General features: G+C 31.7%; 18 protein-coding genes and 1 pseudogene. 9 read left to right on the top strand and 10 right to left on the bottom strand.

Annotation, left to right across the window (positions count from 1 at the left end):
• Positions 1 to 30: 30 nt before the first annotated feature.
• Complete coding sequence (locus tag N534_RS0103235) at positions 31 to 1,530, bottom strand: hypothetical protein (RefSeq protein ID WP_028891107.1); 1,500 nt, start codon at positions 1,528 to 1,530, stop codon at positions 31 to 33.
• A gap of 231 nt (positions 1,531 to 1,761) precedes the next feature.
• Between N534_RS0103235 and N534_RS0103230 the strand changes: the two genes are divergently transcribed.
• Positions 1,762 to 2,235 carry a nucleoside deaminase gene (locus tag N534_RS0103230; RefSeq protein WP_028891106.1) on the top strand — a complete coding sequence of 158 codons (474 nt, stop codon included), beginning with the start codon at positions 1,762 to 1,764 and terminating at the stop codon, positions 2,233 to 2,235.
• A gap of 88 nt (positions 2,236 to 2,323) precedes the next feature.
• Here the strand turns inward: N534_RS0103230 and N534_RS0103225 are convergent, their stop codons facing one another.
• On the bottom strand, positions 2,324 to 2,533 hold the full coding sequence (locus N534_RS0103225; protein WP_028891105.1) for an SHOCT domain-containing protein: 210 nt from the start codon (positions 2,531 to 2,533) through the stop codon (positions 2,324 to 2,326).
• Between the two features lie 140 nt (positions 2,534 to 2,673).
• Here N534_RS0103225 and N534_RS0103220 point away from each other — a divergent pair, with 140 nt between their 5' ends.
• The 5 genes from N534_RS0103220 (at position 2,674) to N534_RS0103200 (ending at position 6,934) form a co-directional block, all read left to right on the top strand.
• Positions 2,674 to 3,669 (top strand): dienelactone hydrolase family protein, encoded by a 996-nt coding sequence (locus N534_RS0103220; protein ID WP_051435829.1) that lies wholly within the window; start codon positions 2,674 to 2,676, stop codon positions 3,667 to 3,669.
• 140 nt (positions 3,670 to 3,809) lie between these two features.
• Positions 3,810 to 4,541, top strand: a complete 732-nt coding sequence (locus N534_RS0103215; protein ID WP_028891103.1) for a hypothetical protein — start codon at positions 3,810 to 3,812, stop codon at positions 4,539 to 4,541.
• Positions 4,542 to 4,689: 148 nt separating this feature from the next.
• On the top strand, positions 4,690 to 5,355 hold the full coding sequence (locus N534_RS0103210; RefSeq protein ID WP_028891102.1) for a hypothetical protein: 666 nt from the start codon (positions 4,690 to 4,692) through the stop codon (positions 5,353 to 5,355).
• A gap of 132 nt (positions 5,356 to 5,487) precedes the next feature.
• Positions 5,488 to 6,276, top strand: a complete 789-nt coding sequence (locus N534_RS0103205; protein WP_028891101.1) for a hypothetical protein — start codon at positions 5,488 to 5,490, stop codon at positions 6,274 to 6,276.
• An 85-nt stretch (positions 6,277 to 6,361) separates the two neighbouring features.
• Entirely contained in the window at positions 6,362 to 6,934 is a 573-nt protein-coding gene (locus tag N534_RS0103200) for a hypothetical protein (protein ID WP_028891100.1), read from the top strand.
• Between the two features lie 47 nt (positions 6,935 to 6,981).
• Here the strand turns inward: N534_RS0103200 and N534_RS15495 are convergent.
• Both N534_RS15495 and N534_RS0103190 read right to left on the bottom strand, forming a co-directional pair.
• Positions 6,982 to 7,167 (bottom strand): annotated as a pseudogene (locus N534_RS15495) (IS110 family transposase); the annotation flags it as partial.
• A 532-nt stretch (positions 7,168 to 7,699) separates the two neighbouring features.
• The gene (locus N534_RS0103190; protein WP_028891098.1) at positions 7,700 to 8,128 is read right to left on the bottom strand and encodes a DUF3995 domain-containing protein; all 429 of its coding nucleotides are present in this window, start codon (positions 8,126 to 8,128) and stop codon (positions 7,700 to 7,702) included.
• 49 nt (positions 8,129 to 8,177) lie between these two features.
• Between N534_RS0103190 and hutI the strand changes: the two genes are divergently transcribed.
• Both hutI and N534_RS0103180 read left to right on the top strand, forming a co-directional pair.
• On the top strand, positions 8,178 to 9,410 hold the full coding sequence (gene hutI / locus N534_RS0103185; protein WP_028891097.1) for an imidazolonepropionase: 1,233 nt from the start codon (positions 8,178 to 8,180) through the stop codon (positions 9,408 to 9,410).
• Positions 9,411 to 9,534: 124 nt separating this feature from the next.
• Entirely contained in the window at positions 9,535 to 10,545 is a 1,011-nt protein-coding gene (locus N534_RS0103180) for a formimidoylglutamase (protein ID WP_038005278.1), read from the top strand.
• A 198-nt stretch (positions 10,546 to 10,743) separates the two neighbouring features.
• On the opposite strand, the gene N534_RS0103175 is transcribed toward N534_RS0103180, so the two are convergent.
• From N534_RS0103175 to N534_RS0103150, 6 genes are all read right to left on the bottom strand, one after another.
• Complete coding sequence (locus tag N534_RS0103175) at positions 10,744 to 11,148, bottom strand: hypothetical protein (RefSeq protein WP_028891095.1); 405 nt, start codon at positions 11,146 to 11,148, stop codon at positions 10,744 to 10,746.
• A gap of 102 nt (positions 11,149 to 11,250) precedes the next feature.
• Positions 11,251 to 11,598 (bottom strand): hypothetical protein, encoded by a 348-nt coding sequence (locus N534_RS0103170; protein WP_156025537.1) that lies wholly within the window; start codon positions 11,596 to 11,598, stop codon positions 11,251 to 11,253.
• Positions 11,599 to 11,635: 37 nt separating this feature from the next.
• Positions 11,636 to 11,935, bottom strand: coding sequence for a DUF1493 family protein (locus N534_RS0103165; RefSeq protein WP_028891093.1), 300 nt, complete (start codon positions 11,933 to 11,935; stop codon positions 11,636 to 11,638).
• 42 nt (positions 11,936 to 11,977) lie between these two features.
• On the bottom strand, positions 11,978 to 12,916 hold the full coding sequence (locus tag N534_RS0103160) for a nitronate monooxygenase family protein (protein ID WP_028891092.1): 939 nt from the start codon (positions 12,914 to 12,916) through the stop codon (positions 11,978 to 11,980).
• Positions 12,917 to 13,003: 87 nt separating this feature from the next.
• A complete protein-coding gene (gene mnmA / locus N534_RS0103155; RefSeq protein ID WP_081728278.1) occupies positions 13,004 to 14,299 on the bottom strand; it encodes a tRNA 2-thiouridine(34) synthase MnmA in 1,296 nt (431 codons plus the stop codon).
• Between the two features lie 45 nt (positions 14,300 to 14,344).
• Positions 14,345 to 15,052, bottom strand: coding sequence for a toxin-antitoxin system YwqK family antitoxin (locus N534_RS0103150; protein ID WP_028891090.1), 708 nt, complete (start codon positions 15,050 to 15,052; stop codon positions 14,345 to 14,347).
• A gap of 45 nt (positions 15,053 to 15,097) precedes the next feature.
• Between N534_RS0103150 and N534_RS0103145 the strand changes: the two genes are divergently transcribed.
• Entirely contained in the window at positions 15,098 to 15,679 is a 582-nt protein-coding gene (locus N534_RS0103145; RefSeq protein WP_028891089.1) for a hypothetical protein, read from the top strand.
• Positions 15,680 to 15,682 lie beyond the last annotated feature (3 nt).

Below are 15,682 nucleotides of genomic sequence, written 5' to 3'. Positions count from 1 at the left end.
AGGCTTTTTTGTAAAGTCAATCTAAAAACTCTACTTTAAGCTATTTCTCATAAAGTCTTCTACTTCTTGTTTTGCTTTAATAGCTTCTACTTCATTAAATGTTTTTCCTTCTCCTCTTAATAAGTAAGCGTTAAAAACATGACTTATATATAGCGGTGATTTCTTATTTGTTGAAAAATTTACAGCATTATGACAGCTAAAACAGTTTGCTAAATTATCTGCTTCAATATCTTTTAAACTACTTTTAAAAGTTTGTGTATACGTTTCCATGGTAACATTAGCACAATTTACTGATCCTCTTGCTACCGAAGTACTATCAGGTGTTGCGTTTCCTATGTTTCCTCCTAAACTATTTATTGTAGCTGTTTGCTCTTCAGCAGTCAATCCATCTGTATCAATCCAAAGAGAGCCATTGTAAAAGTAATTTTTCCAAACATCAGTTAAACTTTCTTTTACACAAGTATTAAGATTATCAATATTGTCAAAATTTATAGGTTCTGATTGGCTTGTGTTCATAAAGTTTCCTACACTATCTCTTGGAACCCCATACTTAAATAAATCGTACGCTTTATATGGTAGCTTAGCACTACCACTACTCCATACAATACCGTCAATTCCCGTAGTAGTTCCTTCAGCAAATAATAATTTATTAGTAGATGAAGTTGCGTTATTGTCTTTCCAATTATAGTTTGGTGCTAAATCGTCATGTTCAAATGTAGCCCAAATAAACTCTGGGTGATTCTCTACAATACCTACAACGTGCATTCCTAATAAAGCTACTTCAGTATTTGTATATATTTCTCCATCTCTACTTAAAGCTGCAACAGTTGTATAATAGTTACCTATTTCTTCTTCAGCAATAGCAGTTACTGGTGTCCATGATACTTTTAACTCTAAAGAGCCCACTGGAAAAGATGCTTGATTATTTCCACTTAAAGTTCCGCTAACTATAGAATCTCTATACTTTCTTGATGCTTCTCTCATTGTAGGACTTATGTGAATTGAGTAAAATACTGTTTCTAAAACCCCATCTTCGTTATACCCAGGGTTTGTTTTTAAAGTTCCGCCCGATCCTGCTTGAGCAGTATCTACTAAAACCAAAGCAGCTCCTTCTTTTTGTTTTACATCTTGCATATGAGCTGTAACTTGGTGCATTTTCTTTGGGTTTAAAAACAACGGTAACGTTTCTCCTACGTATAAAGGAACTTCCTTTCCCTCCTGCTTTACTGCTAGTTTTTCTATTTGATATTCTGGTTTAGTTAGCCATAAAAACTTTTGCCAAGACCATTGATGAAAAATTGCATTGGTTGTGCTCGATACATCAAACGGACTTCCTTTTCCTTCTGAAGGGGCTGGGGTTTGTGTGTGAGGGAACCAATCACTTTCACATAAACTTTGGGTTGCTGTTTTATTGTAAGCTACTTCTTCATCTTTTTTTTCAGCTTCTTTTTCTTTCTTCTTACAAGAATTTAAAAACACAATACTCATTATAAGCAATGTATTTAAAATAAACTTTGATGTTAATTTCATGATTGATTAGTTTTTGATTTTAAACAACAAGTTATATAAACCCTGTTTGAATATTAAAAAAGATACCATGAGTTATCTAATTATAGTTACGACACGCCCTATTTTAAGATCGAGTGTCATTTTACTTATGTATTAAAAAAGCTTATCAACGATTAAAATTGTATGTTACTTCATAAATGAAATGAAAGAAAAGACTTAGCTTTGTATTCCTTTTTTTATAAAAATTAAACAATGAATACACACGAAGAATATATGAGTGAAGCTGTAAAAGCAGCTTTAAAAGGAATGCAAAACAACGAAGGAGGACCTTTTGGTTGTATTGTTGTTAAAAATGGAAAAATCATTGGAAGAGGAAACAACAAAGTTACTTCTACCAACGACCCTACAGCTCACGCAGAAGTAACAGCCATTCGTGATGCTTGTAAAAATATAGGTTCTTTTCAGTTAGATGGTTGTATTGTATATACTTCTTGCGAACCTTGCCCTATGTGTTTAGGAGCTATTTATTGGGCGCGTCCTGATAAAGTTTTTTACGGTAGTAACCAACAAGATGCTGCTAACATTGGTTTTGATGATGAATTTATTTACAAAGAAATTCCGTTGCCATACGAAAAGAGAAGTATTCCGTTTGAGCAAATAGGACGTAACATCGCCTTAGAACCTTTTCAAAAATGGTCTGAAAAAGAAGATAAAATTGAGTATTAGAGTAAATAACCTCGAGATATTATACCCTTCGGCGGTGCCAATAAAGTTCCCTTTGTAGTTTTTACAAAGGGTTTCTTTTTTATTACACTTAAGAATCTAATATTTTTTTAGCCTCTTCATATTCTTCTTTGGTGATTTCACCTTTTGCAAAACGTCTTTTAAGGACTTCTAACGGAGATTCTTTTTTTGTTACTTGGAATAAAGAACTATAAAACAAGAAAAAGAATACTCCTATTACTATCCAAACAATCCACCATACAAAGTGCATTCCCCAAAAATGTCCGTCGTGATAATGCATAACTATTGTTTTTTATAAAATCAACACTAAGTTACGAAATTATACATCTGAATGCCAGTTAAATATACTTTTAAATATACGTTTTGCAACGCCCACTTTTCTTTTCAGTCTTTAATCATATAAAAATTAAAAAAATTGAGATGAAACTACTTACACTATTATTATCGTTATGTATTTGTTCAACAGCCTTTAGCCAAAGAACAAAAGACTTAAAGACTTTTAAACACTATTCTGTAGTAACAAGTAAAGACACCATTAACTATCACACATATGCTAAAAAAGACATTGAATCTACCAATGTTCTTCTCTTATATGTTCAAGGATCCAAAGCAATGTCTCTATATCAAACAATGAAAGAAAACGGAAAAACGTATGTTGGAACAACATTACCTCATGATTTTAACCTTTTGCCTGATAATTATCTATTTGTTGTAATATCTAAAAAAGGATTTCCTTTCTTAACAAAAATGGATGAGGAGTTTCCTGTTCCTAAATCATATTATGAAAACCAAACATTAGCGTATCGAACTCATCAAGCTAACCAAGTAATTAACAGTATAACTAAAAAGTATCCAAATAAATTCAAAAAAGTTATTGCTCTCGGACACTCTGAAGGAAGCGATGTTGTAGCTAAACTAGGAACAATAAATACTAGTATAACTCATTTTGGGTATTTGTCTGGTGGAGGAAACACACAGTTTATTGACTTTATTACATTTACTAGAAAGAAATTAGCTAAAGGCTTAATTAGTGAAAAAGAAGCACAAAGAGAGATCAATTCAATATTAGAAGATTTTAAAAAAATAATGGCAAACCCTAATGCTACCGATAAATATTGGGCAGGTAAAAATAATAGTTATAAAAGATGGAGTTCTTTTTCTGAACCACCAATTGACAATTTATTAAAAATTTCAAAGCCTCTATTTGTAGCTATTGGAACAAAAGATCAGGCTGTAGCTCCTGAATCCGCTTACCTAATTCCAATAGAATTTATTAGGAAACAGAAAAACAATTTAACATTCAAGGCTTATTCAGGTTTAGACCATGGATTTGGAAAAGAACTAGAGAATGGAAAATATGAAAAGTATTGGAACGTTGTTTTTAAAGATTTTTTGAACTGGGTTAACGAAAAATAAAAGCTACCTTCCTTTTCATGTTATTTTTTTATATTTGAGAGAATAAAAATTGTTAAACTTTATGTTATCCCATGCTATTATCGGGATAAAACAACTAAAGTTTGAGATATAACAAGTTGTAGCCAATTAGACAAAACGATATGAAAAAAATAACATTTTTACTTTTAATCTTCTGTTCACTAAATGCAATTGGACAAAAAAAACTGAAAATCGAAATCGATAATCCCGAACCGAGAGTTGGACAAAGCGTTACATTTTCAATTAACGTTGACTTTTTGACTGATTATTTCAAAAAAGAATTAGGAAAGAACGTGGAATTTACTCGCTCAACATCAATTTTCGGAATGCAATCGGATGATTTTAAAAGAGTAATTATTTTCAAAAAAGCAAAAAAATATGAAATCGGACCTTTTAATTTAGAATTTAACGGTAAAAAATATACAACAGAAAAAATTCAAGTAAATGTTCTTCCAAAACTACCAATGGAAAATGGACTCTGGTTAAGAAAAACAGAATTTGAAGGTCAACAATACCTTATTTTAGAACAATTAATGAGTAACGAATCTAACAAAACCGATAATGAAAACGGAGGATATTCTCATACTATCGGCGGAGTAAAACCTGAAGGAAAAGAATTTGCAGAACTGAAAGAAGAATTGACTGAAGGAATAGAGTTAAGCAATTATAGTTCTTCATCAAATACTCTAAGACCAGAAGGAGCTGGTCTTTTTGATATTGGTTTTTCATATTCAATCAAAAAGTATAAGATAAAGTTTGACGATAGCTTTAGTGGTGAATATATGATTTCAGAAAAGGATATTCAGAATTTGCCGGAGACATTTGAAATAGGAAAAATTGAATTAAAAAAATAACTGGCTACAACAACGTGTATAATTCATTGCTTCTGATTTTCCTTTCGGAAAATCCTCGCGCTGAATTATTGCCTTTGTTTTTTTACTAAATCAGTTGCTGAAACACGCAACGAAATCATACACAAATACGTTGTACACAATTTGAGAAATGAACAAATTTGACAAAATTGGAATTGGATTAATCATATTTGGATTTTTAATTCCATTTTTTGTTTTTATGGGAGGAATAATCGGTGTTCCTGTTTTTATAATCGGTGCAATTACTCTTTCATTCGGAACACTTAAACTGAAACAAAAGCTAATCTGGATTTTAACACCTTTGATTTTATATTATCCAATTTCTAAAGCTTACTATGAAATCACATTCTATTTTGCGGATATTCAAAAAGTTGACTTAATTCTACCGGCTAACTTTAAAGGAACTGCAATTATTATTGACAACACTGATTTCGGACAAACATTTGAAAAAATTCATAGACGAGAGCAAATTATTTTTGACGAAAATGGAATTGCTTTCTATCCAACTGAATTGGAATTACAAAGCTCTCAATTTAGGGTTTTCGTCAAGCAAAAAAACGGAGAATTAAAAAGAATCTTGTTGAGTTCTAATAGTTCGGACAAGACAACACTTCTCGCTTATGGAGAAAGTAGTTTTGAAAAAACAATCGAATCTGAAAACAAATATATTCCATACGATTTTGTTAGAATTGGAGAAAATTTCACAGAACAAACCAATTCGGAAAAAAGGTGTGAATTAATTGATTTAATCAAAAAAGGAGAAATAAAAACTGTGTACAACAACGTGTATAATTAATTGCTTGGGCAATTGCCTACTTCTGAAAATCCTCGCGGATTTTCTATTTAGTTTGTATTTACTAAATTAGGTGCTTAAACACGCCACTAATCATACACAAAAACGTTGGTAAACATTGATAAATAAATAATAATGGACGTTACGCAAGCACTAAAAGATGCTGAAAATGTTTTAAGAGATTTTCTACTTTCTCAATTGACTTCTAGATACGGGCAAAACTGGTTAGAAAGCATAGGTGTATCTGAAGACCGAATAGTTAAATGGAAGGAAAGAAAAAGCGAAGAGGCTAAATCCTTCAGCTCTGGCAATATTGACGAACGTATTTTGTACTATGCTGATTTTTATGACCTCGAAACAATAATTCACAAAAATTGGGACTCTGAAATGAAAGAAGCATTGGGAGATAAAAAAGAAATTCTTTTGTTTTTAAAACTATTAGGAAAGTATCGTAATCCAGATGCTCATAGAAGAGAATTATTACCACATCAAAAACACTTGGTTTTGGGTATTAGTGGTGAAATCAAAACTAGACTTGTGAAATACAGAAGTATGAAAGAAGATTCGTCAGAAAACTATTATCCAAAATTTGATATAGTTCAAGATAATTATGGAAACAAAATAATATCTAATCAATACTCAAAAAAGAGCTCTACAATCCTAAGACCCGGTGATACGATTGAATTTATTTTAACCGCCAGTGATCCATATGGTGAAGAATTAGAGTTTTGGGGGAGTGTATACGCTGGTGGTGAGCTTACCAAGACTAGTGGGAATACTTTTTCCATAAGAATAGAAGAAAATCACGTTAGAGATTCTTTTGATATTGAGTTTTTCGTTCGAAGTAAAAGAGAATATCATAGAGAAGGTAGCATTGACGATAGAGCAAGATTTTCTTATAAAGTTTTACCCCCTAAAAAATAACAGTTTACCAACAACACCTATACGCAATGCCCTGCGGGACACTGCGCATAGCCAAAACGTTGTAAGTAATTTAACCAAATCGATAATGAAATACCTAATCCTCATAATTATTTGTGTAATTATACAATCTTGTGGTTCGGATTGCACAAATGTCTATTTTACTGAAAACGATAAAACTTGGTTCAATAATTACGAAGCAGGAAATAAATTGATTTTCAAATCGCAACTCAATGATTTTGATACAATTTTCATTACTAATAAAATCACAAAAGAACCCAAAGGAGAATGCAACCCTTTTGTTTCTAATTTTGACAAAGAATTTGCTCGTATAGATTACAAAATTAAAAAGGACACTTTCAATTTAGTCGAAGACTATTTTATACAAATTAACGCGAATGAAAAAAAGAAAGATGCAAGTCCTGTCATTCGCTTATTAAATTTGGAATTTAGCAGTTTCAATAATATTCTTCCGAAAACAAAACAATCTGAATTAAAAACTGAATGGAAAAATGTTTACACGTTTAACAAAAATAATTGTCCTTATTCGAATCTAAATGGAAAATTTGGACTGACCGAATTTGAATGGGATAAAGAATTTGGACTTATCTCATACACAAATGAAAAGGGAGAAAAATGGACATTAATAAAAAAGGAATAAAAACTACTTACAACAATGAACTAAGCTAAAATCCAAATAATTTCACTCTAATTTACTGCATAATTAGGATCGTAATTTAGACCGGACCTAGCTATTCCAAAAGCTTGTTTTATTAATTTATTGCATACTGCTATTAGTGCTAGCTTTTTACTTTTTCCTTTTGAAACGATTCTTTCATATAAAGCTTTGCACTGAGGATTATGAATGCTTGCTGTAAAACTACACATAAATAGATACAGAAGGTTATAATGTTGTTAATAAAGTTCAAGAAAACAATAACTTATATATTAATTCCTTTGGCACTGACATTAATTTAAATACTCAAGCATCACCTATTTTTAATATTAGAAATAGTATTTCTTATCCAAAGTTTTTTGTAGCAAAACGTGGAAATGCCGAAAGATTAGCTATAGCCGATGACTTTATATCTGCTCTTGAGGAAAGTAATGTCTCAGTATCGCAAATTCACGGAAGTATATATGATCATACTGGAATAAATAACGCTATTGGCGAACTAAATGAAAGTTTAATAACCAATCCTTTAATTTAATTCTTAGAAGAATGCTTTGAAGAATAACTACTGCCAACACCGTGTCCTATAAAAAGCACTAGTCCAGTTTTTTTTAAAAATTACTATTTCTTTTTTTAATTATCTCATATTGTTAATTTTGGGTGTGTTGAATTGTTGATAATTCCGAAGGGTTATCAACAATTCAATACCTTATAACTGCAACTTTTCTTATACAACAAGGTTACCAAATTAGTTTACCTCAAAAAAACTATCAACAACCCAACCACTCCTAAAAATAAACATAGTGGAGAAAAATACTTAGTATCGTTTACGGCAAACTCTGTTGCCTTGGTTTTCTTAAAAAAGCCTACATACTTAAAATCACCTATAGCCCTAATGAGAAAAATACTAGCCACAACGTAAAGTCCATAGTCTTGCAACCATGTAGGCATTGAATTCAGCGTAAATAGCTGTATTTTTTCTGCATACACAACCGCAAAAGCACCTATTACTATAGCTACTAGAAAAGTTAGTGCTTTAGGTGGATTCATCGCTTTTTCATTTGCTGTTTTAGTAGGTATTACAGCATCTACCCATAAAGTTCCACCAAAAGCCCAATAAACGTGAATTAACGAAATAGAAAAGAGTATTAAAACGCAAATCACTCCTAAAAAATGTATCATAAATTGTAGTTTTTACCGTAAGTTTGTCTAACAAATTTAAGCATTCAACATGACAACTTTATTCATAAACATCAAAGAATTAATCCAAATTAGAGAAACAAGCACTAAAAAAGTATCAGGAGCTGCGATGAACATTTTACCTACCATTAAAAATGCTTTTTTATTGGTTGAAAACGGTATTATTACTGACTATGGAAGCATGAAAAAAGCCCCTACTTCTGCTGATAAAACTGTGGATTGTACTGGTAAAATGATGTTGCCTACTTGGTGCGATTCGCATACGCATATTGTATATGCAGGCAATCGTGAGCAAGAGTTTGTAGATAGAATTAACGGATTGAGTTATGAAGAAATTGCCAATCGTGGTGGTGGTATCGTAAACTCTGCAAAGAAGTTACAAGAAACGTCAGAAGAAGAGCTATACCAACAATCGGCAAAACGATTAGAAGAAGTTATTGCTTTAGGTACGGGTGCAGTTGAAATAAAATCAGGATATGGTTTAACCGTAGACGCTGAATTAAAAATGTTACGTGTTATTAAAAAACTACGCGAGAATTACAACATTCCTGTAAAAGCTACCTTTTTAGGAGCGCATGCCTTCCCTACCGAATATAAAAACAATAAAGAAGGATACATCAATTTAATTATTGATGAAATGCTACCTAAAGTTGCAGAAGAAAACCTTGCTGATTTTGTAGATGCTTTCTGTGAAACAGGATATTTCTCGGTAGAAGATACCGACAGAATTTTAACCGCTGCTCAACAATACGGATTAACACCAAAAGTACATGTAAATCAGTTTACAACTATTGGTGGAGTTCAAGTAAGTATAAAACACAATGCCTTATCTGTAGACCATTTAGAAGTTATGAATACAGAAGATATTGAAGCATTGAAAGGAACGCAAACCATGCCTGTTGCCTTACCATCTTGTTCGTATTTTTTAAGTATTCCGTACACACCTGCACGTGATATTATCAATGCAGGATTACCTTTAGCTTTAGCTACCGATTATAACCCAGGGTCTACTCCATCAGGAAACATGAACTTTGTAGTAGCAACCGCTTGTATTAAAATGAAAATGACACCAGAAGAAGCGATTAATGCAGCAACGATTAACGGAGCCTATGCTATGAATTTATCTGAAGAAGTTGGAAGTATTACCAAAGGAAAGAAAGCGAATTTAATCCTTACAAAGGAAATTCCTTCTTATGGATTTTTACCGTATTCCTTCGGAAGTAATTTAATTGATTCAGTATTTATCAACGGAAATAAACTGTAAATTATACCCTGTCATTCCGAGTGGTAACGAGGAATCTCATTAAGGTAAGTTACAAACATTCTTGAGATTTCTCCTTTCGTTACACTTCAGTTCGAAATGACGTTTCCTAAAAAGAAAATACAATATGCTAACAATATTCAACGAAAAAGACATACAAGAGTTTGTAACGCCTCGTGAAGGTGAAACAAAGTTAGGAGAATGTGTTGCGACCATCAATTCTAAAAAAGAGCTACAAGAGGAACTTAAAAACTCAACTGCTTCTTTTGTTATTTTAGGAGTCCCTGAAGATATTGGTGTTCGTATGAATGGTGGAAATGGAGGTGCTCACACTGCTTTTGTTCCTGCTTTAAAGGCATTTTTAAATACACAGCAGAATCAGTTTATTGACGGAAATAACATTATAGTTTTAGGATATTTAGATTGTTTAGACAATGTATATAGCTTTGACGTTAACGACAGAGAGAAAGGTGATTTATTAGTAAAAGTAATTGATAAAGAACTTTCTAACCTTATCAAAGTCATTGTTAAAAGTGGTAAAACACCAATTATTATTGGTGGAGGTCATAACAACGCTTACGGAAACATTAAAGGACTTTCTGAAGGAAAGGAACAACCTGTAAATGTAATTAACCTAGATGCGCATACCGATTTACGTCGTTTAGAAGAACGTCATAGCGGTAACGGATTCTCGTATGCGTTGCAAGAAGGTTATATTCAAAATTACTTTATGTTTGGATTGCATGAAAACTACACGCCTCAGTATATTTTCGAGATGATTCACGACAATATTAATCTAGAATACAATACGTTTGAAGAATTAGAAGTATATCAATCTACTTCCTTTGATGGTGAGTTACAACGCGCTGAAAGTTTTATAGAAAATACTCCTTTCGGAATTGAAATCGATTTGGATTGCATACAACACTTCCCTAGTAGTGCCATGACACCTAGCGGATTTACACCACAGCAAGCACGTAGATTCACTCATTATTTTGGAAAGCTACAAAATGCTTCTTATTTACACATTTGTGAGGGTGCTCCAGCAGTTGTTAAAGATGACATTGCTAACGGACAAGTAGGGAAATATATCAGCTACTTAATTTCTGATTTTATTAAGGCTAAGAATAATTCTTAAAAAGTTGTCATTTCGAACTGAAGTGTAACGAAAGGAGAAATCTCAAGAATGTTTGTAACTCATTTTAAAGAGATAATTATATCATTTATGATCTTCTTCATGAGATTACTCCCATAAAGACATCGTTTTGACCAGAGGAGAGAAATATCATGAGTGTTTTTTACTCTCTTTCAAAGTATTCATACCAAATCAATTGGTTTATATAATCACTGTTTCTTCTTCTAAATAAAATACTATTTTACTTTTATCAAAAAAAGAATTAGACTTTAATACTTTTAACCACAAAACATTATCATTATCATTATCATTATCATAAACAATCTTAAAATATGATTTTCTATATAAAAAAAGGGATATCATAATACTATTAGGAAAGTTAGTATTTTTAACTTTAAAGTCTTTTTCAAAAAGAGTAGAAGCATTTTTGTTAACTTTCTTATAACTTTTTAATGTTAACCTTCTTTTTTCCATAAAATTGTGCACTTCTTTTTTGGGAAATGTTTCTGGAAAAAATAATGGGTTTAATAAGAATTTAACTATTAAAACCAAAAATAAAATAACAATAGAAACAGCAAAAATCATAATAAAAACATCTGTATCCATAATTTTCTATTAAAAAATTCCTTGTAATATTTTAGAACTTATTTCTACTTTTAGTATAATTAACATAAGTGTACTATATCTAATACTTATACTTCATCTGCTTTATTCATCAAAATACTTTAATTTAATATCTATGTTCTCTTCTCTTGTTTTAATAAAGCACTCATTAACATCTTTATTTTTTATAAGTGAGTCACCTAAAGATATCTTATAAAATAATTCTTCTGAAACTCCACATCTAGGCTCAAAAAAAGAGCCATCTCTTTTCTTTAGCTTTAGAACATACGCTCGATTAGTTTTCTGTTTTTCAATTAAAATAGCTTTAAACTCCTCTTTCTTACACTCATCAGAAATGCGTTTATTTGTCCCTAAGCTATTAAAATTAAACACAAAACTGGCAATAACACTTGTAATAACCATTGATAAAACAACCCTAAAGCTTTTATTCACAATATATTTTGTAATTATTTCTTACTTCTATTAACTCTTAGACAGGATCAAACCATTCCTTGCGTTCAACAACTTCTATTAAATGTTTTATTGAAAAATATTTTTGCATTCCCCAATATTTAAACATATTTCTTAATAGGTTATGAAATGGGGCTTCGCCAGAAAAATATATATCAAATTCGAAACTTGTCATATTAATATTAAAATGCTTTTCAAAATCGTAAAAAAAAGTTTCTGCATCTAAGCCATCTGTACCTATTAAATCAAACGATTCGGATGTATCTAAAACAATATAACCTAACTTAAGCTTAATAAAATCTATAACATCTCCTTCCACTATACTTTTCTAATATAAAATATTAACAATAAAAAATACTACCTAAAACAACTGCTCTTTTTTCACCTGTTCATATTCAGTAACAATAGCTTCCAACACTTCTTTTGCTGGTTTAATTTCATGGATAAGCCCTGCTATTTGACCTATTTCTAACTCCCCATCATCTAAGTTTCCTTCAAACATACCACGTTTTGCACGAGCACGCCCTAACAATTCTTTTAACTGTTCTACGGTTGGTCCTTGTTGATATAATGCTTGTATTTCTTGATAAAACTTATTTTTCACCAAACGTACAGGTGCTAACTCCTTTAATGTTAAATGAGTATCCCCTTCTTTTACATCAACAATTGTCTTTTTAAAATTATCATGTGCTGAAGATTCTATAGTAGCTGCAAAACGACTTCCAATTTGTACTCCATCTGCTCCTAATACCATTGCCGCTAACATTCCTCTACCCGAACCGATACCTCCCGCAGCAATTACAGGAATTTTCACCTGTTCTTTCACCATAGGAATTAGTGTAAACGTCGTAGTTTCTTCACGTCCATTATGGCCTCCTGCTTCAAATCCTTCACAAACAACAGCATCAACTCCAGCTTCTTCTGCTTTTAATGCAAATTTTACCGAACTTACTACATGTACTACTGTAATTCCCTTTTCCTTTAAAAAAGAAGTCCATGTTTTTGGATTACCTGCAGAAGTGAACACTATTTTCACCCCTTCTTCAACAATAATATCCATGATTTTTTCAATATCAGGATATAACATTGGTACATTTACACCAAAAGGTTTATCTGTTGCTTTTTTACATTTTTGAATGTGTTCACGAAGTACTTCTGGATACATAGATCCTGCTCCTATTAAACCTAATCCGCCTGCATTAGACACTGCTGAGGCAAGCTTCCATCCACTAACCCAAATCATTCCGCCTTGAACAATTGGATACTGTATATTAAAAAGTTTGGTAATTTTATTTTGCATCGCGTAAATGTACAATCATTAAATAGCAAGCACAAAAAAACCTCGAAAAAATCGAGGTCTTATTTTATTTTTATTTGAATTATAAGATTACGAAATCACACCAGAACCTAACAGCTCTTCGTTTTTATACCAAGCTACAAACTGCCCTTCTTGAATAGCTGATTGTGGGTTTTCAAACTCTACATAAATTCCGTTGTCAACTTTATACAACGTAGCTTTTTCTAATGGTTGACGGTAGCGAATACGTGCCTCTACTTCCATCATTTCTCCTGTTTGTAAAGCTAAATCTTCACGTACCCAATGCAATTCTTCATTTGATACAAATAATACACTTCGATACAGTCCTTGGTGATTTTTACCTTCTCCTGTATAAATAATGTTGGTATCAACATCGGTTTCAATCACAAATAGTGGTTCTTTTGTTCCGCCGACAGCTAATCCTTTTCGTTGCCCTTTAGTGAAATAATGTGCTCCTTGATGCTTTCCAACTACCTTTCCGTCTTCTTTATTATAAGAGAATTTAGTTGAAAAATATTCCAATTCTGCTTCTTTATTCTCAAATTCTGGAACTGAACGATTGTACTGCTCAAATTCATCCGGAATACGGACGATATCTCCTTCTTTCGGTTGTAATTTTTGCTGTAAAAAATCAGGAAGTCTTACTTTTCCAATAAAACATAATCCTTGACTATCTTTTTTATCCGCAGTAATTAAATCAGCTTCTTTTGCAATTTCACGAACTTCAGGTTTTGTCAACTCTCCAATAGGGAACAATGCTTTCGATAATTGTTCTTGCGATAACTGACATAAAAAATATGATTGGTCTTTATTGGTGTCTTTTCCTGCTAATAACTTATACACAGGTTTTCCATCAATAATTTCTTCTGCTTTTCTACAATAATGTCCTGTTGCTACATAATCAGCTCCTAAACTTAATGCGATGTCCATAAACACATCAAACTTAATTTCACGATTACATAATACATCAGGATTAGGTGTACGTCCTTTTTCATATTCATTGAACATATAGTCAACGATACGTTCTTTGTATTGTTCGCTTAAATCAACTGTTTGAAAAGGAATTCCTAATTTTTCAGCAACAATCATTGCATCATTACTATCTTCTAACCACGGACATTCATCGGAAATAGTTACTGAATCATCATGCCAGTTTTTCATAAACAGCCCGATAACTTCATACCCTTGCTCTTTTAGTAAATAAGCTGTTACACTACTATCTACACCTCCTGAAAGTCCCACTACTACTCTTTTCATTTTGTACTTTTGAAGCTGCAAATTTACGAAATAATAAATGTTTTTATTATGGAAATAATTGATGACATCATTATAAAAATTGATGGACTCAAGTATACCTGAGTGCATCATCATTTCTTATAAACTTAATTTTGTATTTACTATCTCTAGCTCTTAATTTTTGGGGATTGTATGTATGGTTCTTTTTCTTTTATCGGTAACAACCTCTCCATCCATATAAAACTCCCATTTACCGTCTCTTTTTCCGTTTTTATACATTCCTTTTTCTTTTAGACTACCTTTTAAGTCGTAATATCTACCTTCTCCTTCAAGTTTTCCAGCTACATAATTTACCTCTTCAATCATAATACCTGAATCAGTAAAAATTTTAGAGACTCCATCTTTCTCTCCCTTTTTATAATAAGTTTCCTCTGTTAACTTTCCGTTTCTGTAGTAGTTCTTTACAACTCCATCTAGCTTACCATCCACATATTCTTCTTCTGAAAATATATTTCCATCAGAAAAATAATAAACCCACTTACCTACTCTCTTTTTTCCTATCATCCATCCTTTTGTTTTTACTTTTCCTTTTGGAGTAAAAAACTGAACAAAAGCACTATCAGATTTTACCGAAAATTCTTTTGTCATAGAGGGTATTCCATAAGAGTTTGGTTCATAAAACTTAAAAGTTCCTATTTCTTTACCGTTTTTGAACTGCCCAGTATATCGAACATCATTTTTATCATCATCATAATATTTTTTCCAAACACCATCTCTCTTTCCGTTAGCATCTAACTGATTTATTTTTTGTGCCTGCGCAGTAGTTATAAAAAATGCAGACAATAGAAGTGTTGTTGAAAATATCCTTTTTATATTTATCATGCTATTATTTCTTTTACTATTCAAATTTACACAAACCATACCAATATGAAAGCTGATTTTTTAATTTCTGTTTTAAATGATGTTGATACTGCTGCTAGAATAAACAGAGAAAAAGCTTCAAATATTGTATTACAAAACCCAAAACTTGTAAAAAACTTAGTAGAATTTACTTTTGATGTCGACAATAAACTATCCATTAAAGCCGCTTGGGTATTGGAATGGATTTGTACCCATCACGGAATTGAAAATATACTACGATATTTAGATGCTTTTACTGAAAAATTAGCTCAAGTACACTTTGATAGTGCCTTAAGACCTTGCGCAAAAATATGTGAACAATTGGCTACTGCGTACGCTTCTAAAACAGATAACGAAGTAAAACAAAAGCTCACTAAACAACAAATTGATTTAATTATTGAAACAGGGTTTGACTGGTTAATAACCGATCAAAAAATAGCAGTGAAGGCTTATACTATGAATACGTTATACCTTTTGGGTTTACAAAAAGATTGGGTACATCCTGAACTGGAATATATCATTCGAACAAAAGTTATTCATGAAAGTAAAGGTTGTAAAGCTAGAGGTAAGAAAATAATGAGTTTAATTCAAAAAAGGTCTAGTTCTTGATAA

The organism is Tenacibaculum sp. 47A_GOM-205m (assembly GCF_000518405.1).
Lineage (GTDB): Bacteria > Bacteroidota > Bacteroidia > Flavobacteriales > Flavobacteriaceae > Polaribacter > Polaribacter lutimaris.
This window is presented reverse-complemented; position numbering and strand designations above follow the sequence as displayed.